Below are 20,353 nucleotides of genomic sequence, written 5' to 3' on the forward strand. Positions count from 1 at the left end.
CCCGCCTAGTGCGGGGTTTTTTATTGACCGGGCACTTGGCTATATAGTGTGCGCTGATTGCCCGCGGATATTGCCGATGCCTGTTTACAGCCTGCACGCCCTCAACGAACTCGACGCCGCCACCTGGGATGGCCTACTCAGCAGCCCCCAGCCCTTTCTGCGCCACGCTTTTCTCAGCGCCCTCGAAGACAGCGGCAGCGTTGGCGGACGAAGCGGTTGGCAGGCGGCGCACCAGGTGCTGCTCGGTGCCGATGGCAAGCCGCTGGCGGCGCTGCCGGCCTACGTCAAATACCATTCTTCCGGCGAGTACGTGTTCGATCATGGCTGGGCCGATGCTTGCCGTCGCGCTGGTATCGCCTATTACCCCAAGCTGCTGGGTGCCATTCCGTTTTCGCCGGTAACCGGCCAGCGTCTGCTAGGTACGGCCGAGGCGGCGGGGCAGCTGCTCGACGGAGTTACCGCTTCCCTCGAGGAACAGGGGCTGTCCAGCTTGCACGTGAACTTCACTGATGCCGCTGGCGATGAGATGCTGCAGGGGCGTGAGGGTTGGCTGCAGCGTCTGGGCTGTCAGTTTCACTGGCACAACCGCGGCTACCGGGATTTTCAGGATTTTCTCGACACCCTCAGCTCACGCAAACGCAAGCAGATGCGCAAGGAGCGCGAGCAGGTGGCGGGGCAGGGCATCCATTTCGACTGGCGCGAAGGGCAGCAGTTGAGCGAGGCGGAGTGGGACTTCGTCTATCACTGCTATGCCAATACCTACCATATACGCGGTCAGGCACCTTACCTGACCCGGGCCTTCTTCAGCCTGTTGGCCGAGCGCATGCCCGAGGCCATTCGCGTGGTGCTGGCCTGTCGCGGCGCACAGCCGGTGGCCATGGCGTTCAGCCTGCTCGGTGGCGACAGCGTGTATGGGCGTTACTGGGGTTGCCTGGCCGAGTTCGATCGGCTGCACTTCGAGACCTGTTTCTACCAGGGCATGGAGCAGGCTATCGAGCTGGGTCTGCAGCGCTTCGATGCGGGCGCACAGGGTGAGCACAAGCTGATTCGCGGCTTCGAACCGGTCATCACCCATTCCTGGCACTACCTGGTGCATGGCGGGCTACGTGATGCGGTGGCGGGGTTTCTGCAGGAGGAGCGGGAGGGCGTGCTGGCCTACGCTGAGCAGGCGCGGGAGATGCTGCCGTACAGGCAGGCCTGACCTGAAGCGCTGGCGCGCTGCGGGGAGCCGCAGCGCGCCAGCGCAGCACGCGACCGGTCAGCCGTCGTAGCGGCCGCCCCACTCGAGGAAACGCATCTTGTGGGTTTCGCCCTGGCTGTCGGTGAACACCATGATCACCGGCACGACACCTCTCTTGTCGGAGACGTCGGTGCGATACAGGACTTTCTGCACATCGACTTTCATGCCGTAGTGATAGTCCTCGGTCGGCAGGCCAGCACCGGGTTTGGGCTGCATGTCGGCGGCGAACACGGCAGGAGCGAGACTGGAAAGCAGAGCGGTAACGGCAGTTGCGATTTTCATGATGAAGTCCTCGATCATTTCGATGTGAGGCAGCCTGACCGATCCAATCGGTTTCGTTGCCTCGTAGGACTTATATGACCAGCAATGTCGGTATCTCGGAAATTGATGCCTTTGCTAGTAGACATCATGAAAAATGATGATGTTAGCAAGCTAACGATTCGTCTGGATTACTCAGGCTGGCGCTGCCCCGTCAGCATCAATCGACGCCGACGAAGCCGCCGGTCTGGTGTTGCCACAGACGGGCATACAGGCCGCCGCGCTCGATCAGCTCGGCGTGAGTGCCAGTCTCGATCACCTGGCCCTTGTCGATCACCACCAGGCGATCCATGCGCGCAATGGTCGACAGTCGGTGGGCGATGGCGATTACCGTCTTGCCGTCCATGAGGCTGTCGAGGCTTTCCTGAATGGCCGATTCGACTTCCGAGTCCAAGGCTGAGGTGGCTTCGTCCATCACCAGAATCGGCGCGTCCTTGAGCAGCACCCGGGCAATGGCGATGCGCTGACGCTGCCCGCCGGACAGCTTGACCCCACGTTCGCCGACCTGGGCCTCGAAACCGACGCCGCCCTGGCTATCGTCCAGCGTGTTGATGAAGCCATCCGCACGGGCCTTACGGGCTGCCGCCCAGAGCTCTTCATCACTGGCATCGGGCCTGCCATAGCGCAGGTTGTCGCGGATCGAGCGGTGCAGCAGGGAGGTGTCCTGAGTGACCACGCCGATGTTGGCGCGCAGGGTTTCCTGGCTGACATCGGCGATGTTCTGGCCATCGATGAGGATGCGCCCGCTTTCCAGGTCATAGAGGCGCAGCAGCAGATTGACCAGGGTCGACTTGCCGGCGCCCGACGGGCCCACCAGGCCGATTTTTTCGCCAGGGCGAATGTCGATGGTCAGACCGCTGATCACGCCGCCTTTCTTGCCGTAGTGGAAGTTCACGTCGTCGAAGCGCACACCGCCTTGCTGTACCTGTAGCGGATTGGCGTCTTCGCGGTCGAGCACCTCGCGCGGCTGAACGATGGTCTGCATGCCGTCCTGCACGGTGCCGACGTTCTCGAAGATGCCGTTGACCACCCACATGATCCATTCGGCCATGTTGTTGATGCGGATCACCAGGCCCAGTGCCAGGGCGATGGCGCCAGTGCTGATCAGCGACTCGCTCCATAGCCACAGGGCCAGGGCGCCGGTACCGACGATCAGCAGGCCGTTCATGCAGGTGATCAGGAAGTCCAGGCTGGTGATGGTGCGCGACTGCAGGCGGAATTTATCGAGCAGCTCCTGCATGGCCTCGCGAGCGTAGGTTTCTTCCTCGCGGGAGTGGGCGAACAGCTTCAACGTGGCGACGTTACTGTAACCGTCGACCACCCGGCCCATGACCTTGGAGCGTGCCGCCGAGGCGGCGGCCGAGCGGGCCTTGATGCGTGGCACGAAGTACCAGAGCGCGGCGCTGTAGCCGATGATCCACAGCGACAGTGGCACCACCAGGCGCAGGTCCGCGGCCGCGAACAGGTATAGCGCACTGCCGGCGTAGACCAGCACGTGCCACAGTGCATCGATCACCTGCATGGCCGAATCGCGCAGCGACGGACCGGTCTGCATGACCCGCTGGGCGATACGCCCGGCGAAGTCGTTCTGGAAGAAGTTCAGGCTCTGCTTGAGCACGTAGCGGTGGTTCTGCCAGCGGATCAGGTTGGTCAGCCCCGGGTTGATCGCCTGATGGGTGAGCAGGTTGTGCAGGCCGAACACGAAGGGCCGGATGATCAGCGCGACCAGCGCCATCCACAGCAGTTCGTTGCGGTGTTCGGCGAAGAACGTACGGGCGTCGGTGGTCGCCTGGGCCATGTCGATCAGTTGGCCGAGAAAACTGAACAACGCCACTTCGATCAACGCTGCGAAGAAGCCGATCACCAGCACGGCGATCATCAACGGCCAGACCTGTTTGAGGTAATGGGCGTAGAACCGCAGCATGCCTTCAGGCGGTGCTACGTCAGGGCTGGGTTTGAAGACATCGATCAGGTTTTCGAAGCGGCGGAACAACATGGGGCACAGTCTGCTCTGGCAAATGGGCGGGCGTTTTGCTTGCTGCTACCGACAGGGTAGGCCTGCCGGCTGGAATGCTGAGGGGCATGAGCACATGGGCTCAGAGGCGAACCCGCGTGCTCTGGCACGCGGGTTACTTGCAGGAGGGTAGCAGTATCAGAGGCGCTTGGCGTCGAGAATCACTATCGGATCCACTGGCACGTTCTGTTGGCCAGAGCGGTTGGCGGTGCGCACCTGAGCGATGCGGTCGACCACTTCCATACCACGGGTCACCTTGCCGAAAACGGCGTAACCGAAGTCGCGCGAGCCGTGGTCAAGGAAGGCGTTATCAGCATGGTTGATGAAGAATTGGCTGGTCGCCGAGTCACGCGCCTGGGTACGTGCCATGGCCAGCGTGCCGCGCACGTTGTGCAGACCGTTATCGGCTTCGTTCTTGATCGACGCGCTGGTGTTCTTCTGGCGCATGTTCTCGTCGAAACCGCCACCCTGCACCATGAAGCCCGGAATCACGCGATGGAACTGGGTGCCTTTGTAGAAGCCGCTGTCCACGTAAGCCAGGAAGTTCTTGGTACTGATCGGTGCTTTTTGTTCATCGAGCTGAATTTCGATTTCGCCCAGGCTGGTGGTCAGCAGCACCACTGGGTTTTCGGCGGCCATAAGCTGGGCGGTGAACAACAGAGAGCAGGCGGTAAGGGCGAGTTTCTTCAACATCGTGTCTAGTCCTTAGGTGAGGTGGCAGCAGTGTTTTCGACTTCATGCAGAAAGGCAAGCAGGCAGGGAGTTCAAACGCTGCGTGGCAAGCCTGCGGCGATGGCCTATCGAACAGGTCATCGCACAGTGATCAGGCCGATGGTGGTGAGGCGAAGGCCGCATTAAGCGGGGCCGCATCGAAGCGTTGAATCAGATCGGTGAGGATCTGCGTGGCCGGCCCCAGGGCTTTGTCCTTGCTGGCGTAGAGGAAGAATACCGGGCTGCGGCTGCCGCCCTTTTCCAACAGCAGGGGCTTGAGCAGGCCGTCGCTCAGTTCGCGCTCGATCATATGGCGCGGCAACCAGGCGAAGCCCAGGCCGTTGCCGACGAAGGTGGCGGCGGTGGCCAGGCTGCCCACCGTCCAGCGCTGTTCGGCGCCGAGCCAGCCGACATCGCGGGGCTGGTGGCGCCCGGAATCGCGGATCACCACCTGCATCTGGGTTTCCAGATCCTGGAAGTTCAACTGTCGTTGCAGGCGGTGCAGGGCGTGATCAGGATGGGCCACGGCGATGAATTCCACCGGGCTCATTTCCGAGCCAAGGAAGCCGGGAATGTTGTAGCCGCTGATCGCCAGGTCGGCGACGCCTTCCTTGAGCACTTCCTCGACACCCGACAGCACTTCTTCACGCAGGCGCACGCGGCAGCCACGGCTTTGCGGCATGAAGGCGGTGAGTGCGCGCACCAGCCGCGCGCTCGGGTAGGCGGCGTCGACCACCAAGCGAACCTCAGCTTCCCAGCCCTGTTCCATATGGTGCGCGAGGTCTTCGAGCTGGCTGGCCTGCTTGACCAGTTGCCGGGAACGGCGCAGCAGCACGTCACCCGCTTCGGTGAGCACTGCCTTGCGCCCATCGATACGCAACAGCGGTACACCCAACTGCTCCTGCATGCGCGCCACCGTATAGCTGACCGACGATTGCGAGCGATGCAGTACCTCGGCGGCCTGGGCGAAGCCTCCATGGTCGACCACGGCCTGCAAAGTGCGCCATTGATCAAGGGTTACGCGTGGGGCCTTCATTTCATCTCCTCTGCCAGCCCCTGTGCACGGGCAGGGTACTGGCCCTAAACTGACGGCCCACCGTTGGAGGCTGGCCATGAAAAAACTCTGTTGCGCGCTGATCGCCTTGCTACCGCTGGCAGCTCAGGCTTATCCCATCGAACTGGAGAAGCAGCTCAATGGCGCCGAGGTATCGGCCAGCTCCCAGGAAATCGACCACAACATGGCGGCGGTGCTGGTACAGAACTACGGCGAAACGGCGGCTTCCTGCAAAGCGGTGTTTCGCAACGGCCCGGAAGCGCCACGTACCCGCAGCGCCAATCTGGCAGCGGGGGAGAGCGGCAACCTGACGGTGAAATTCGCCCGCAGCATCATCCGTCTGCGTGTTCAGCTGACCTGCGAACCACAGTGACCTGAAACTTCGAGCAGCCTAGGGTCTGATCCCGAACAAATCAACTTCATCGATATTTAGTGGTGGATATTTACGCTTTATTATCGAACCTCGTTTATCTAGTCTCGCGCCCATCGTTTGATACCCGCCTATCGATGGAGTGACCCCATGGCTCAGTTGCTGGTGATTGAAAGCAGTGCGCGGCAGCACGGCTCGGTTTCACGACAACTGACCGAGCGCCTTCTGGCGCACTGGCGCGAGAAGCGCCCCAACGACGCTGTCTGCCGTCGTGATCTGGGCGTCGAGCCGTTACCCCATCTCGATACCAGTCTGCTTAACGCCTGGACGCAACCTGCTGAAAAGCATGGCGCAGCCGAATGTGCGGCGTTACAGCGCGCCAATCAGCTGATCGATGAGCTATTGGTTGCCGATGTGCTGGTGCTGGCTGCGCCGATGTACAACTTCGCCATTCCCAGCACACTCAAGGCCTGGTTCGACCACGTGCTGCGTGCCGGGGTGACCTTCCGTTACAGCGAAAACGATCCGCAAGGCATGCTGCATGGCAAGCGCGCTTTCGTGCTCACCGCCCGTGGCGGCATTTATGCGGGCGGCTGTCAGGATCATCAGGAACCTTATCTGCGTCAGGTGCTGGCCTTCATGGGTATCCACGACGTCACCTTCATCCATGCCGAGGGCCTCAACCTCGGTGTCGAGTTCATGGCCAAGGGTTTGGAAGCCGCCGAGCTGCGCCTGACTCAGGTGATATGAATCGCCACTCGCCCCCGGTGCTCCCCAGACTGTGTGAAAACTACTGCGCTCGGTCATGCGGCGTTAAAAACTAGCTGGAATGCCAGCCCAGTCAAAATGCTCATTTACAACTCGTAAACTGCGCTTTTGACTCACTACGTTCGCCCTACGGGCCAGCCTTCGGCTGTTACTCCGCTGCGCTACGTTTCGCTGGTTTTTGCCTTGCCTGACCTTCGCTCGCTACGTTTTCACACGGCCTGTCCTGGGTGTGACTTTCCAAGGGATCGCTTCGGCGGTTCCTTTTTTTGCCTGGAGTTTCGTGGCGCAGATGATTGTTTGCCTTGCGCTGAACCGTTATGGTGCGCCGCCGTTCGCCAGAGCGTCGCTGGCATGTCTGTCTGCGCCGTTTTGGTGCCGCTATTGCGGCCGCCTGATAGCCTGAACAGCGTGGGTGATTTCTCTCTCTTCGAGGTGCGCAATGACGCTTTCCGGACGTGGTGTGGTGTTCTCTGTCAGCGCCTCGATCCTGTTTGCCCTGATCCCTGGCTACGTGCAGATGCTCACGCCGCTGGACGGTTTTCAGGTGTTCGCCCAACGCGTGATCTGGTCGATTCCGGCGGTGTTGCTGCTGGTTACCGTACTGCGCCAGTGGCCGGTGCTACTTGCCGTTCTGCAGCGCCTGCGCAGCGAGCCTTTGCTGTTGGCCGCCTTGCCGCTTTCCGCGGCACTGATCGGCGTGCAGTGGTTTCTGTTCGTGTGGGCACCGCTCACCGGGCACATGCTGGACGTTTCGCTGGGTTATTTCCTCTTGCCGCTGGCCATGGTGCTGGTCGGCCGGGTGTTCTATGGCGAGCGACTGCGGCCCTTGCAGAAAATTGCCGTGGCCTGCGCCTTTGCCGGCGTCCTGCATGAGTTGTGGCGTTCCCAGGCCTTTTCCTGGGTGACGCTGGTCACCGCGCTGGGCTATCCACCGTATTTCATGCTGCGTCGCTGGATGCGTCTTGATGCCCTGTCCGGGCTGATTCTGGAAATGCTGATGCTGGCGCCCCTGGCCATCTGGCTGATCCTGCAGTGGGCGCCGGACAACGTATTCGGCGAGTTTCCTCGGTTGTGGTGGCTGGTGCCGGGCATGGCATTGCTGGGCACCATCGCCCTGGCCGCGATGATGGCGTCGTCGCGGCTCCTGCCGCTGGGGCTGTTCGGCATCCTCAGTTATGTGGAGCCGGTGTTGCTGTTCATGGTTTCTCTGCTGTTTCTGGGCGAGCAGTTCGACTCCGGCCAGTTCCTCACCTACCTGCCCATCTGGCTGGCAGTGGTACTGGTGGGCTGGGACAGTGGACGTCTACTGATCAAACAATGGCGCATGCGGCCGGCCATCTGACAGTTTTCAACCATCCGTTCGGAGAAAGCATTCGGCCCCGGAGCGCGAACGCGGTAACCTATGCGGCTGATTTAGCATTTGCATCGAGGTTGCCCAGTGTTTGCCCAATTTGCCCTGCATGAACGCCTGCTCAAAGCCGTGGCCGAGCTTAATTTCGTCGAGCCGACTCCGGTACAGGTGGCGGCGATTCCGCCTGCGCTGCAGGGCAAGGATCTGCGCGTAACCGCCCAGACCGGTAGCGGCAAGACCGCTGCCTTCGTATTGCCGATGCTCCACCGCCTGCTCGGCGACGGTAATTCCAAGCAGCGCCTGAGCGTGCGTGCACTGATTCTGCTGCCGACTCGCGAGTTGGCCCAGCAGACCCTCAAGGAAGTCGAGCGCTTCGCCCAGTACACCTTCCTCAAGGCCGGTCTCGTCACTGGCGGTGAAGACTTCAAGGTGCAGGCCGCCATGCTGCGCAAGATCGACATCCTGATCGGCACTCCCGGGCGCCTGATCGAGCATGCCAACGCCGGCAACCTGCTGTTCGAAGACGTGGAAATGCTGGTGCTGGACGAAGCCGACCGCATGCTCGACATGGGCTTCGCCGAAGATGTGCTGCGCCTGGCTGAGCTGTGCGGCAACGCGCACCAGACCCTGCTGTTCTCCGCCACCAGTGGCGGCGCCGGCCTGCGTGAGGTGATTGGCAAGGTGTTGCGTGACCCCGAGCACCTGCAGCTCAACCGCGTCAGCGAGCTGGCCGAGGGCACCCGCCAGCAGATCATTACCGCCGACCACAACCACCACAAAGAGCAATTGGTCGAGTGGCTGCTGAGTAACGAGACCTACGACAAGGCGATCATCTTCACCAACACCCGTGCCCAGGCCGATCGTCTGTACGGCAAGCTGGTGGCCAAGGAATTCAAGACCTTCGTGCTGCACGGCGAGAAGGACCAGAAGGATCGCAAGCTGGCCATCGACCGCCTGCGTCAGGGCGCCGTGAAGGTGCTGGTCGCCACCGACGTGGCCGCCCGCGGCCTGGACGTCGATGGGCTGGATCTGGTGATCAACTTCGATATGCCGCGCTCCGGCGACGACTATGTACACCGCGTCGGCCGCACCGGCCGTGCTGGTAGCGAAGGCACTGCGATTTCGCTGATCACCCACGGCGACTGGAACCTGATGTCGAGCATCGAACGCTACCTCAAGCAGCGTTTCGAGCGTCGCAGCATCAAGGAGCACAAGGGCGTTTACCAGGGGCCGAAGAACCTCAAGGCGTCTGGCAAGGCAGTTGGCCCGAAGAAGAAAAAGATCGATCCGAAAACCGGTAAGAAGATCGCCAAGAAGCCAGTCGCGAAAACTCCAGCCAAACGCAACACGGTGAACAAGCCGAAGAGCGATGCGCCGACCCTGGTCAGCCAGGATGGGCTGGCGCCGCTCAAGCGCAAGGCGCCTTCCGCCGACGCTTGATGCGTCGGGGCTGCTGACGGGCGCGCTTCATGCCGCGCCTGTTACCCCCAGCCTCACTCCACCTGTTCCTCGACCTCGCCGCCGATCTCTTCCAGCTCGCGCAGACGCTGGTCATAGGCGTCGCAATCGGTGCCCAGCTTGTCGGCTTCGGTTTGCGGCTCCGCTTCCTTGAGTTCCTGGCGCAACAGGGCGGCCCGTTCGGGATCGCGCTGGGTTATTTCCTCGACCTTTGCAGCCAGCTCCTGGGCTTTGGCGGCGGCTTCGTCGGCCGTGCAGGCCTGTGCGTGACCGGCGCCGTAGAGCGCCAGAGCCAGCCCACAGAGTGGCGCGATATGCTTGATCATGCTCAATTCCTCACGCTTAGCAGGGTCATGTCCTGGGATTGAGTGCCTGCTTGGCGTGAAGGTTCAGGCTATCGGCCGGCGTGCTATTTCACGCTATCGAGGCTGCGCACCGTCAGATCCAGGGCTTTCTGCATGTCCAGCCTGGCCGAGCGGCCGATGTCCTTGTCATTCAGATCGAAGCCACGTTCGGAGGGCAGAATCGGCGCTGTCAGGTCGTCGGCATCGGTGGGCTCGAAGTCGAATTCCTCGCCGATGGTCATGGCGCTGCGGCGCAGCAACATGCGCAACTGATCGGGATGCAGCTCGGGGTTGATCGACATCAGTGCCGCGACCACGCCCGCCACCAGTGGCGTGGCGTAGGAGGTGCCGCAATGCACGCTGCCCTGTTTGCCTTCTTCTGCTGTGGAGGCGCGCACGCAGGCGGCAGCAGTGATGTCGACGCGGGTATCGACGTTCGAGGAGCTGCGCCGGGTAACGTAAGCCGGGTCGTCTACCGCGACGTCCTTGCGCTCGCTGCGCTGGTGGCCGCCGACCACGAACAGTTGCTCGGTGACGAAGGAGGAGGGCAGGCGGTAGTCGTCTGCGCCGGAGAATGATGCACCGTTGCCGGCGGAGTTGATGACCACCACATCCGGGTGCTCGCGGCGCAGCCACAGGAAGAATTCTTCGAGCAGTTCCTCGTAGCCGCTCATGGCAATGCCTGAGCGCACCAGTGAGTCGATCTCGTCGCCATGGATATTCTTGGCGCCGACGCGGTGGATGCCCCAGCTCCAGTTCAGCACGCGAACGCCATCTTCGACCAGGTTGACCGAGGCGGCGATGTTGGCGGTGATGCCGGCATCCGAGTTACGGTCGACGATGACTTCGAAGCCAGGGCCGGCGCCGTCCAGGCCACGCAGGAAACCGGTGTTGCCGCCGTTGTCCCAGCGCGCGGCGAGAATGCCGGCAACGGTGGAGCCATGGCCGTTCGGCTTGTCGGCGTCGCGGCTGTACAGGCGAGTGTGAGGGGTATGGCCATCGCGCTCGGCGGCGCCGAGGTAATCCTTGAAGTCCGGAGCGTCGAAGTCGACATTGCGTTCGATCAGGCCGATGCGCACCGGTTTGGTTTCGATGGGCGAGCGCTTGGACGGGATACGCCGCTGGTAGTAGTTCACCGCATCGATAAAGCGGTTCGCTGCCCATTCCTCTTCGTCGAGATGAGCATCTGCGGACTCGCCAGCTGGCGCTTCCTGTTCCTCCGCCGAGGATTCTTCGATCACCACGGCATCCACGCTCAGCTCGCTACCCAGGCGCAGCACCATGGCATCGCGCTGGATCAGATCCTTGGCTGGCAGACGCAGCTGGAAGGTATTGAGCGGCGGAATCGCGCCGACCACTTCAGCGCCGTATTTCTTCGCCAGTGCCTTGGCCGTCTCTAGGCCTTTCGCGTCTTCTTCGATGACCACGCTGACCAGGTCGACGTAGGTGTTCAGGCCATCCATGTTCTTGGCCACTTCACTCGGCTTGGCTGCCAGTACATGGCTACCCGCCATGGACAGCCACACTGGATTGCTGACTGCGTCGCCCTGCTGCAACCACAGCGGGCCACTGCGGTAGCTGTCGCTGTTCAGGGTGATACGCAGGCCATCGCGACGGCTTACTGCGCTGGCGGGCAGCGGTTTACCGTCGAGCAACACCTGCAGGTTGCCGCTTGCCATGCCACGAGCGTCGAGGCAGAAGGTCTGGCGCTGGCTATCGAGCACGTCTTCACAGCGGTACAGATGCTTGAGCCGCAGCGGTTCGGCTGCCAGTACCGATGGCGCGATGGTCGCCAGAAGCAGGGCGCTGAGAACGGGGCGCAGCGGTGGCCGGCGGAGCATGGGTGAGTCCTTTGTGCGAAGGGGGAGATGCGCCTCAGACTGGCGCCGTTTGCCTTGGTTCAGGCTGCGTTTGGGCAGATAGGGCGAACCTTGCCCAATGCAGCAGCGTCACACGTTCACAGGTGCCTGCGGGCGCCGCATCCGATAGTCCCATCGGGTGCCCTAAATGGTGGGAGATGATGATATGACGACTCAGGCCCAAACCCATAACTGGGATCTCATCGAGCGCATACTGCACGACGTGCAGAACAGCGCCGGCCAGGCGTTCGTGCCGCGTCGCTGTGCCGAGGAACTGGCCGAGGCGCTGCAGCAGGCTGGTCAGGATGTGCAGGATATCGACGGGCTCAAGGCCCAGGCCGATCGCTATGAAGCCACGCTGCTCGCTGGCGGCTTTATCGAACCACGCCCGGAAAGTGAGGGCGGTAATGGGGAAAACTTTGTGCTCACCCCGCGCGGCTCCCAGTTGCTGAGCATGATCGACAGCACCTTCCCCGGGGAAGAGCATCCGCGTGAGGTACTCGACCAGCACGGGCTGGCGGCGCTGACGCCAGAGGTGTTCGATGGGCTGGGGCCCAAGGCCACGCTAGTTTGAATACCGGTAATGGGCGCAGTGGCTGGTAAGCTTTGGTATGGGCGATGAGTGCCGTGCTGGACAGCGTGATTCGCCCCCGCTATACCAACTGGCTACGGAGCCGATGAGTGGCAGTTATGCGCATGAAGTGGTGGGTAGTCGGATTGTCGCTCCTCGCGCTGGATTGCGTGGCCGAGGAGTTGAGAATCGGCTTTGGCACCCACAAGCCACCCTATGTCTTTGAGAGGCAGAACAGAGGGCTCGAGTATGACGTAGTGGTCGCTGCTGCGCGTGCCGCCGGCTTTACGGTGAAGCCTTATTACTCGCCCATGGAGCGTCTGCATCGTTCCTTCAAACTTGGTGAGATTGAGGCGATGACCACCACAAACGCCAAGGATGGGGCAGCGCCTTTCTATTCGCAGCCTTACATCTACTACCAGAACGTTGCCATGTCATTGGCATCTCGCGGCTATCGCATAGAGCGCATCAGTGATTTGCGGCACTACTCGGTTCGCGCTTTCCAGCGCGCCCGTTTCCTGCTCGGCGACGAGTTCCGGCAAATGGCCGAAGACAACCCCCGTTATCATGAGGAAGCCCAGCAGGTCGCCCGCAATCGGCTGCTTTATAGCGGGCGTGTGGATGTAGTAATTGGTGACCGGCGCATCCTGCATTACTTCAATCGCGAGGTGTATGCCCAGGTCGATGTCGGCCAGCCGGTCATCGAATACCCGCTCTTTCCCGCCACCCCCTACCATCTGGGGTTACACGACGAGGCGCTGCGTGATCGCTTCGATAAGGGCTTGGCAGCTATCCGCGCCAGCGGCGAGTACGCTGAGATCGAACGGCGTTACGCGATTTATTGAGCCCTGTGAGCGTGGCTCACTGGGTCAATTCTGCACTTTCTTCCTCTGCCTGAGCTGCCAGCAGTTCGGCTTCGATAGGCCGCGTAGCGACGCTGAAATCGGTGATTTCGATGGAGCCTTTGCCTTCGCCCACGAGGTGGAAGGAAAACGCCTTGCGCGTATCGAGGTTGTCGAAGGCAAAGCTCAGCTCCAAGGGTTGGCCTTCCTTCAACAGCGGGATCTCCGGGATGTTGATCAGTACATCACGGTCGAACTCCTTGGTTTTTAGGCGCAGCGTAGCGCCGGACTTGGCCATCTTCAGCGCATTGATCTTCAGCGTCACTGTCGTCTGTGTGCCTTTTGGCAGCTCCAGGTACTGGGCACCAATCAGGTTGTCGGCCCAGTCGTCGCCTGGCGTAGTGCGCAAGCGAATACGTTCGTTGCTGGCGAACTGCAGCAGCTGGTTGCCCTGGCCATCGCTGAGTGAACGATCCAGCAACTCTGCACGCTGACTCACCAGACGCGCCGGCTTGCCGCTGACGCGGCCGAGGTAGTGTGCGTGATCGGCAATGAAGCCAGGGCTGGCATAGCGGCGGCAGACCTGCTGGAAATTACATTCGGTGAGTGTGCCGCGGCCGTCGTGCTCGCGCAGCAGGCCGTTGGTGTATGAAATGATCTCGCGGCCTTGGGCGTAGTCACGCAGCATCGAGCGACCAGCGATATCCGCCGGCAACGGCAGGGCGAAGTAATCGAGAACCGAGGCGGTGAGATCGACGTGCCCGTAAACGCCTTCTTTGATCGACGGCAACTGAGCCTGCTCGGGAGCCAGCATCAGGTTGAAGCCCCAGGCCGAAGCGAGGCGCACATTCTCGATACCGTGGGACTCGTCGGAGGTGACGATCACCAGGGTGTCGTCGAGTACGCCGCGCTTGTCCAGGGCCTCGAGGAACTCGCCAACAGCGTCGTCCAAGTAGGCAATGGCAGCCTGTTTAGCGTTGGGGTGGCGGTCGAGGTAGTCGGCCGGGGCGGAGTAGGGCTGATGGGTGCCGACGGTCAGCAGAGTCAGCATCCATGGCGCTTTCTGCTTGCGCAGGCCATCGACGTAGGTCAGCGCGCCTTCGAAGTAGGATTTGTCATCCATGCCCCAGGCGAAATCGAGGTAGGGCGTATTACGGAACCAGTCGCGGCCCAGGGTCTTCTCGAACCCCATGCGCGGCATGATCTGATCCTTGGCCATGAAACGCAGCCCGGCGCCCTGTAGGAAGTGCGTGCTGAAGCCCTGTTCGCGCAATTGCGCAGGCAGGCACTGGGCGCTGCGCTCGGCATTGGCCAGTAGCTCGATGCCTTTCGGCGTGCCCGAGGCGAGCTTGTCGTAGTCGCCACAGAGCATCGCGTAGAGGCCACGGATGGTCTGGTGGCCGTGCAGTACGTAATCATTGGTCAGCATGCCGCGTTCGGCCCATTGGCTCAGGCGTGGCATCGGGTCAGCCTGGTAGCTGCTGCCGATGGCCTGGCGGCTGGCGGCGATATAGGCGCCGGGAATGCCTTCCAGGGTGATGATCAGAACATTGCGCGCGCGGCCGGGCTCGCTCAATAGCGAGGTACCGTCCATGTCCAGCCGGGTCAGTCCGGTTACGTCCGGTGGACTGCTTGGCTGGCCCCGGGCGATCCAGTCTTCGACGCCGATTTGAGCGGTGCTGATACCTTCCGCCAGCCACTTGTGCGGCAGGTTGAACTGCAACCACTGATCCGCTTCGCTGGGGCTGTGGTACTGGGAGATGCCGTGTGCGCTGAACAGGCCGAGCGGTAGCAGCAGCCAGGCCGTCGATGGTCTGCTGGTGCGTTGTTTGCGGCTGACGGCAAGCAGGGCGAAGAACGCCAGCGCAGCCGAGATCAGCCCGGCAGCCAGCCAGGGATGAGTGAGGCCGCCGCCCTGGGTCGAGTGGCTGATAAATTGTGCATCGGTGAGGTAATGCAGATCTGCCGGCTCCGGCATTCGCCCTACGGCGCTGACCAACTCGGCGGTACCGAGGTTCAGCGTTACCCAGCCCAGAATCAGCGGAATGCCGAGCAACAGACTGCGGCGTTGTACCAGCCACAGCAACAGGCTGCCGATGGCCAGATCCGAGAGATAACCGAAGGGATGCGACCAGCCCAATGTGTAGCGGCTGATCAAGGGAAGCAAAATGAATAAGACAACCAGCGCTGCCAGAGCACTGACAGGTCGCTGCAGCCAGGGGCTGAAAAAACGCACTTGTATTCCTTAAGCAATTGCCAGTGAACGACGTGCCCGCTCGAGCTTTATCAGATCGGTTAAACGACGTGGCAAATAGACAAGACGCTGAGCCGGAGAGCCGACTGCGTTGAAAGCGGACTGACATCATTCTGAAACATGCGCGTGCTCATCGCTAGCGACAAGCTGCAAAGACGAGAAATAAGTCGTTCAAATCATTGCCCGGACGGGCTAGGGGAGGCTGCCGACCTGGCGCCCGGCATTGCAGGCGCTGCAGGTCGATACAGACGGGTATTACTTCTTGGCGATAGTAATGTGGCGGCTGGCTGGACCGTTGGTCTGGCCGCTCACACCTTTGGCGATCTCTTGGATCTTGCCGCCGGACTTGATAAACGCCGCTATCTGGGCGTCGATCGATTCGCTGGTTTCGACAGCTGGGGCTGGTTTAGCTTTGCTCTGGGATGCTTTGACGCGCATGACGGCCATTTAACCTACTCGAGAAATCAAGATGGCCGCGTATTGTACCACCGCTGGGCGCCTCGCTGTTCACTCAATGACCAGTGGGCAGAAAATGCGCTCAACCTGGCGCGCACAGCCGAGAATCCCGCAGGCGACTCGGGTAAACTGCCGGCCTGAAAATGAGGGTAGGCACCATGGCTGTTATCGGACGTATGAATTCCTTGCAGGTCGTCAAGCACACCGACTTCGGTCTGTACCTGGATGGCGGGGCGGATGGCGAGATCCTGCTGCCCAAGCGTTACATCCCCAAGGAGACGCCGAGCGAGGTGGAGGACTGGCTCAACGTGTTCCTCTATCTGGACAGTGAAGACAAGTTGATCGCCACCACCGAGAAACCCAAGGTGCAAGTCGGCGAGTTCGCCAGCCTGAAAGTGGTCGACATCAATCGCGTTGGCCTGTTTCTCGACTGGGGCCTGCCCAAGGATCTGCTACTGCCGCACTCCGAAGAGAAGCGGCCCTTGCAGATCGGTGATTACTGCGTGGTGCACGTGTTCGTCGACAAACGCAGCCGCCGCATCACCGCGACCGCGCGACTGGATCGTTACCTGGACAAGGTGCCAGCGACCTACAAGGCTGGCGAAGAAGTCGATCTACTGGTGGTCGAGCCTACCGATATGGGCTTCAAAGCCATCATCAATGGCAAGCACTGGGGGCTGATCCACAAGAACGAAGTGATCGGCTTCATGCGTGCAGGCATCCGCCAGCCGGGCTTCATCAAGGACATGCGCAGCGACGGCAAGATCAGCCTCAGCCTGCAGCCCATCGGTCAGCAAGCGGCGGGTGGCCTCAGCGAGCAAATTCTCAGCCGCCTGCGTGACAGTGGCGGCACGCTGGAGGTAAGTGACAAAAGCTCGCCAGAACGTATTAGCGAGATGTTCCGGGTCAGTAAAGGTAACTTCAAGAAAGCCATTGGCGGCCTGTACAAGCAGGGGCTGATTCACATCCATGAAGACCGCATCGAACTGGCCAAATAAGACGTGTGCCTTTTAAACGGCTAGAAAACGTTTGAGTGGCGCGCTTCGCCTGCTGAATAATGCATTTCCCGCCGGTGTAGCTCAGTCGGTAGAGCAGCGCACTCGTAACGCGAAGGTCGTAGGTTCGATTCCTATCTCCGGCACCAGACAATGCACTCCATTGAAACCCGCATGCAGCGGGTTTTCTGTTTCTGGAGCGTCCCGATTGTGGCGAGCGATCCTGATGCATGGAGGCAGCTCATGTTTCATCGCAACAAGCTGGTGCCGGAACTGATGGTCACCGACCTGCAGAGCAGCCTTGCGTTCTGGGTGTCCTGCCTGGGTTTCAAGGTGGCGTATCAGCGCCCGGAAGATGGGTTCGCTTACCTGGATCTGGATGGCGCTCAGGTCATGCTCGAACAGGTTGATGCCTCGGCAAGCCAATGGCTCGCCGCGCCATTGGCCCGGCCATTTGGAAGAGGTATCAATCTGCAGGTGGACGTTCCTGCGGTTGGGCTCATCATCCAGCGCCTTGACCTGGCGGGTTTCAGCCTGTTTCGAGACTGTACGGATACCTGGTACAGGGTTGATTCCGTGGAGGTGGGCCAGCGCGAGTTCATTGTCCAGGATCCCGATGGCTACCTCGTCAGGCTGGTGGAGCGCTTGGGTGAGCGGCTATACCCTTCAAGTTGAGATCGATCCGCGTAGACGTGTACGAGGGTTAAATACGTTGATATTCGGTTCATCCAGATTCGCTTCAGGCCCATGTCTAGTCCTGAAATAGGTTTACACCGTATCAGCTAGATTGTGAGATCAAAACGCCCGATGCACTGCATCGGGCGTTTTGTATTTAAGCGCTAAGTGAGGTCGCTCGGTGTTATAAATCCGCACCGCCTCATCCACTAATTGCCGTGCCTGCTCGAAGCTCTCAAAGCGCGCAGGTAAAAGCTCCGCCTTCAAAATCCCATTGACTCGCTCAGCCAGTGCGTTCTGGTAGCAGTCATAGCCATCCGTCATCGAGCAGCGCACCCCATAGCGCTCGTGTAGCCCTTGGTAAAGTGCTGAGCAGTACTGGATCCCCCGATCTGAGTGATGCACAAGTGGGGCGTTTTTTCGGCGCTTGCGCAGCGCCGCCCTGAAGGCTTTGGCAACGGAGTCTGCGTGCAGCCCCTGATGGACGTGATGGCCCACTATCTTGCGCGAGAAAGCGTCTGTGACCAGGCTCAAGTACAGTGGGTCACTCTGGCCGGGAAGGTAGGTGATGTCAGCAACCCAGACATTCTCGGGCGCGGTTGCAATCACCTGCCCAGGCCCGTCCTTGAGCAGGTTGGGATGCCGACGAAACCGGTGAAAGCTGTTCGTGGTCTTGTAATACGCACGCTTGGGCTGCACCAGTAGACGATGCTCGGCCAAGATACTGAAGAGACGATCACGACCAACCTTCAGCTCAGGGCTCGGTTGTTGGTGCAGGAGGTAATGCAGTTTGCGGGTGCCCACTCGCGGCAGGCGCATTCGGATCTGGCTAACGTACCGTGCAACGCTTCCCGACTCATCCGTCCTGCCGTCAATCGCTCGGTTGCGCTTGTAATAGGCCTGACGACTGATTCCCATGAACTGGCAAGCCCTACCGATACTCAGCCCTTCGACTTGCCTTTGTGTGAGGACTTGCCGGGTCGCTTTTTTACGATCGACACACCGTAGTCGGTCTTCAGAACATCCACTACAGCCTCGAAGAAATGGGCTTTCTGTGTCGCCACTTCGAGCTGCTGCTCGAGCTCTTTGATGCGCTGCTCTGGCGTCGGCGGCTTGGGGGCGGTCATGACGCGACTCCTCTCGGCTCGAATGGAAGCGCCTTGGCTCCAATCTTGGCGACCGTGCTTACGCAACCAAACCAATACGGTTGATCGACCTTGAATCCCATAGCGATCCTGGGCTTCTTTGTAGCTAAGTTCGCCTTTTTCGACCTGATCGACAACCGCCAATTTAAAAGCCAGCGAGTAATCTCGCTGACTGCGCCGTACACCTTCAGCCATAAGGCTCTCCTGAAAAAGAAGTCAGAAGGTGTAAACCTTATTCAGGACGGGACACCATCATAAAAAAGGCCAGTCAAATGGCTGGCCTTTTTGTGTGCTGCGCCCGAACTCACTGCTCGTCAGCAGCCTCGTCCTGCGGTTCATACTGGTTGTAGTCTTCTTCGCCGATGCCACCTTCGGGGTAGGCTTCTTCCGAGTCGTCGTATTGCGACTGATCGTCACCACCCAGAGCACCACCGCCCAGGCCGTTGGCCTTGGACATGACGAACATGGCGAACTCTTCGACGGTCATGTCCTGGCCGTTGAAGGTCACCTTGTCATTGGCGTAGTGCAGCGACGATTGCAAGGTATCGCCTTCCAGAGTCAGCAAGCCGGTACCGAGAGCCATGCCGCTACCCATTTCGGTGAACATGGCCGCCTGATCTTCGATTGCCTTGGCGTCGGTTTGACCCTCGATCATTGCCTGAGCACGGACACCATCACCGATGATCGCCTTGGCGATGGACAGCTTGGCTTCCAGTTTGGCGATCATCTGCTTGGCAATCTCGTCTGGCGCCAGCTCGAACGACTCGGGCTTGTTCAGATCCAGTGCCATGCTCAGCGATGCTTCGCCGTTGGTGGTTTTGACGCTGTATTTTTCCAGAGCGATCTGCGGTTTGGCACTCAGCAGCTTCTCGAGGTCGCTCTTCAGGCGCGCTTCTTCCGCGTCGGAGAAGGCAAAGTCCGGTGCTTCCTGATCAAGTGCCTGAGCTTGCTGGATAGGGGTAAGTTTTTCGCGGTAAAACTCAAGCAGCGATTGCACGACAGCCGCATCGATATTCTTCAGCGACCAGAGCATGTGCATGCCGGCGAGGTCTTTGCCGTCGTAACTGACCATGCCGATGTCGTAGCCCATACGCCCGTTCAGCATGCCACTGGTTTCCTGCAGGCTACCGAACTGGGCCATGTCCTTGATCAGCACGGCAGGCTTGTCACCTACCTTGATCTGCGCGGTGGCCAGTTTGAGGCTGCTGTCACCCAGGTAGAAATCGCCACTGGCCAGGTGCTGATCGCTATCGAGAGTCAAGCCGCGCAGTTCAGCCTGGATGGGGGCTTCTTCGCCTTCAGCAACGCTGATAAGCAGGCTGTTCATCGTGCCGCTGACTAGGAGCTTTTCCGCGTGTTTGCTGGCTTCGATATCAAATGACAGACCGGAGAACTTGACCGCCGAGGTCGCTGTTGGAGCGAAGTCGAGGGGGGTAAGCACCAGGGTGCCGCTAGTCGAGCCGTCATAGCCCAGGCTGCCTTGGCCGGTAAGCGGCGCAGCGCCTTTGGCGGCATCGAACCACTTCTGGGTGAGTTCGTTGGCTTCCAGCGCGTAGTTGCTGGCGGCCATGACCGGCCACAGGTTGAGACGCTTCAGACGCGACACTGGCAACGGGCCGTGCTCGATGTTGTCCACCAGTAGAACTTCCAGGTGTCTAGGCACGTCTTCCTTGGCTGGCGCGTCGAAACTGAGGCGGTAATGAGCCGTACTGGTGAAAAAACGAGTGTCCAGTGACACCAGCTCCAGTTTGATCGTTGCGCCTGTACCCAGCAATGCGTCCTGGCCTTGCTGGTTGGCTTCTGCAATGGCGTTCTGCAAAACACCCGGCAACTGAGTACCGGTGTACCAGGCCCCGGCTGTGCTGAGCACGCCAACGGCAACCACAACGCCGACCGCTATTCCTACAATTTTTTTCATCGTCTGCTCA

The 20,353-nt window shown here is 60.6% G+C and carries 19 protein-coding genes and 1 tRNA gene; 10 read left to right on the plus strand and 10 right to left on the minus strand.

Translation table 11 applies throughout. The annotated features are described in order from the left end of the window. The first annotated feature begins 76 nt into the window (after positions 1-76). A complete protein-coding gene (locus K5Q02_RS12825; RefSeq protein WP_225831030.1) occupies positions 77-1,201 on the plus strand; it encodes a GNAT family N-acetyltransferase in 1,125 nt (374 codons plus the stop codon). Positions 1,202-1,258: 57 nt separating this feature from the next. On the opposite strand, the gene K5Q02_RS12830 is transcribed toward K5Q02_RS12825, so the two are convergent. The 4 genes from K5Q02_RS12830 to K5Q02_RS12845 all read right to left on the minus strand — a co-directional run bounded on the left by K5Q02_RS12830 (position 1,259) and on the right by K5Q02_RS12845 (position 5,319). Then, positions 1,259-1,522, minus strand: a complete 264-nt coding sequence (locus K5Q02_RS12830) for a DUF2790 domain-containing protein (protein ID WP_074882321.1) — start codon at positions 1,520-1,522, stop codon at positions 1,259-1,261. A 196-nt stretch (positions 1,523-1,718) separates the two neighbouring features. Next, complete coding sequence (locus tag K5Q02_RS12835; protein WP_225831032.1) at positions 1,719-3,554, minus strand: ABC transporter ATP-binding protein; 1,836 nt, start codon at positions 3,552-3,554, stop codon at positions 1,719-1,721. A gap of 156 nt (positions 3,555-3,710) precedes the next feature. Then, entirely contained in the window at positions 3,711-4,265 is a 555-nt protein-coding gene (locus K5Q02_RS12840; protein ID WP_225831034.1) for a peptidylprolyl isomerase, read from the minus strand. A 130-nt stretch (positions 4,266-4,395) separates the two neighbouring features. After that, positions 4,396-5,319 (minus strand): LysR family transcriptional regulator, encoded by a 924-nt coding sequence (locus tag K5Q02_RS12845; RefSeq protein ID WP_225831036.1) that lies wholly within the window; start codon positions 5,317-5,319, stop codon positions 4,396-4,398. 76 nt (positions 5,320-5,395) lie between these two features. Between K5Q02_RS12845 and K5Q02_RS12850 the strand changes: the two genes are divergently transcribed. The 4 genes from K5Q02_RS12850 (at position 5,396) to K5Q02_RS12865 (ending at position 9,266) form a co-directional block, all read left to right on the plus strand. Next, positions 5,396-5,710, plus strand: coding sequence for a 3-phosphoglycerate kinase (locus tag K5Q02_RS12850; RefSeq protein ID WP_225831038.1), 315 nt, complete (start codon positions 5,396-5,398; stop codon positions 5,708-5,710). 147 nt (positions 5,711-5,857) lie between these two features. Continuing rightward, on the plus strand, positions 5,858-6,457 hold the full coding sequence (locus K5Q02_RS12855; protein ID WP_225831040.1) for an FMN-dependent NADH-azoreductase: 600 nt from the start codon (positions 5,858-5,860) through the stop codon (positions 6,455-6,457). A 457-nt stretch (positions 6,458-6,914) separates the two neighbouring features. Then, entirely contained in the window at positions 6,915-7,817 is a 903-nt protein-coding gene (gene rarD / locus K5Q02_RS12860; RefSeq protein WP_225831042.1) for an EamA family transporter RarD, read from the plus strand. Positions 7,818-7,913: 96 nt separating this feature from the next. Further along, the gene (locus K5Q02_RS12865) at positions 7,914-9,266 is read left to right on the plus strand and encodes a DEAD/DEAH box helicase (protein WP_225831044.1); all 1,353 of its coding nucleotides are present in this window, start codon (positions 7,914-7,916) and stop codon (positions 9,264-9,266) included. Positions 9,267-9,319: 53 nt separating this feature from the next. Here K5Q02_RS12865 and K5Q02_RS12870 read toward each other — a convergent pair whose 3' ends face one another. Both K5Q02_RS12870 and K5Q02_RS12875 read right to left on the minus strand, forming a co-directional pair. Next, positions 9,320-9,610 (minus strand): hypothetical protein, encoded by a 291-nt coding sequence (locus K5Q02_RS12870; protein ID WP_225831046.1) that lies wholly within the window; start codon positions 9,608-9,610, stop codon positions 9,320-9,322. An 83-nt stretch (positions 9,611-9,693) separates the two neighbouring features. Next, on the minus strand, positions 9,694-11,469 hold the full coding sequence (locus tag K5Q02_RS12875; protein WP_225831048.1) for a S8/S53 family peptidase: 1,776 nt from the start codon (positions 11,467-11,469) through the stop codon (positions 9,694-9,696). A 184-nt stretch (positions 11,470-11,653) separates the two neighbouring features. Between K5Q02_RS12875 and K5Q02_RS12880 the strand changes: the two genes are divergently transcribed. Next, positions 11,654-12,061 carry a transcriptional regulator gene (locus tag K5Q02_RS12880; RefSeq protein ID WP_225831050.1) on the plus strand — a complete coding sequence of 136 codons (408 nt, stop codon included), beginning with the start codon at positions 11,654-11,656 and terminating at the stop codon, positions 12,059-12,061. A gap of 116 nt (positions 12,062-12,177) precedes the next feature. Beyond that, positions 12,178-12,903, plus strand: coding sequence for a substrate-binding periplasmic protein (locus tag K5Q02_RS12885; protein WP_225831052.1), 726 nt, complete (start codon positions 12,178-12,180; stop codon positions 12,901-12,903). A gap of 16 nt (positions 12,904-12,919) precedes the next feature. Here the strand turns inward: K5Q02_RS12885 and K5Q02_RS12890 are convergent, their stop codons facing one another. Together K5Q02_RS12890 and K5Q02_RS12895 are read right to left on the minus strand one after the other, a co-directional pair. Beyond that, a complete protein-coding gene (locus K5Q02_RS12890; protein ID WP_225831054.1) occupies positions 12,920-15,136 on the minus strand; it encodes an LTA synthase family protein in 2,217 nt (738 codons plus the stop codon). Positions 15,137-15,409: 273 nt separating this feature from the next. Next, positions 15,410-15,601: a hypothetical protein gene (locus K5Q02_RS12895; RefSeq protein ID WP_225831056.1), complete on the minus strand. Its 192-nt coding sequence runs from the start codon at positions 15,599-15,601 to the stop codon at positions 15,410-15,412. 167 nt (positions 15,602-15,768) lie between these two features. Between K5Q02_RS12895 and K5Q02_RS12900 the strand changes: the two genes are divergently transcribed. The 3 genes from K5Q02_RS12900 (at position 15,769) to K5Q02_RS12910 (ending at position 17,280) form a co-directional block, all read left to right on the plus strand. After that, the gene (locus tag K5Q02_RS12900) at positions 15,769-16,608 is read left to right on the plus strand and encodes a CvfB family protein (protein WP_225831058.1); all 840 of its coding nucleotides are present in this window, start codon (positions 15,769-15,771) and stop codon (positions 16,606-16,608) included. Between the two features lie 70 nt (positions 16,609-16,678). Then, a tRNA-Thr gene (locus tag K5Q02_RS12905) sits at positions 16,679-16,754 on the plus strand. A 94-nt stretch (positions 16,755-16,848) separates the two neighbouring features. Continuing rightward, on the plus strand, positions 16,849-17,280 hold the full coding sequence (locus K5Q02_RS12910; protein ID WP_225831060.1) for a bleomycin resistance protein: 432 nt from the start codon (positions 16,849-16,851) through the stop codon (positions 17,278-17,280). A gap of 120 nt (positions 17,281-17,400) precedes the next feature. On the opposite strand, the gene K5Q02_RS12915 is transcribed toward K5Q02_RS12910, so the two are convergent. Together K5Q02_RS12915 and K5Q02_RS12920 are read right to left on the minus strand one after the other, a co-directional pair. Then, positions 17,401-18,450 (minus strand): IS3 family transposase, encoded by a 1,050-nt coding sequence (locus K5Q02_RS12915; protein ID WP_225831062.1) that lies wholly within the window; start codon positions 18,448-18,450, stop codon positions 17,401-17,403. A 279-nt stretch (positions 18,451-18,729) separates the two neighbouring features. Then, the gene (locus K5Q02_RS12920; RefSeq protein WP_225831063.1) at positions 18,730-20,343 is read right to left on the minus strand and encodes a YdgA family protein; all 1,614 of its coding nucleotides are present in this window, start codon (positions 20,341-20,343) and stop codon (positions 18,730-18,732) included. Positions 20,344-20,353 lie beyond the last annotated feature (10 nt).

This window comes from Pseudomonas sp. MM211 (assembly GCF_020386635.1).
Lineage (GTDB): Bacteria > Pseudomonadota > Gammaproteobacteria > Pseudomonadales > Pseudomonadaceae > Aquipseudomonas.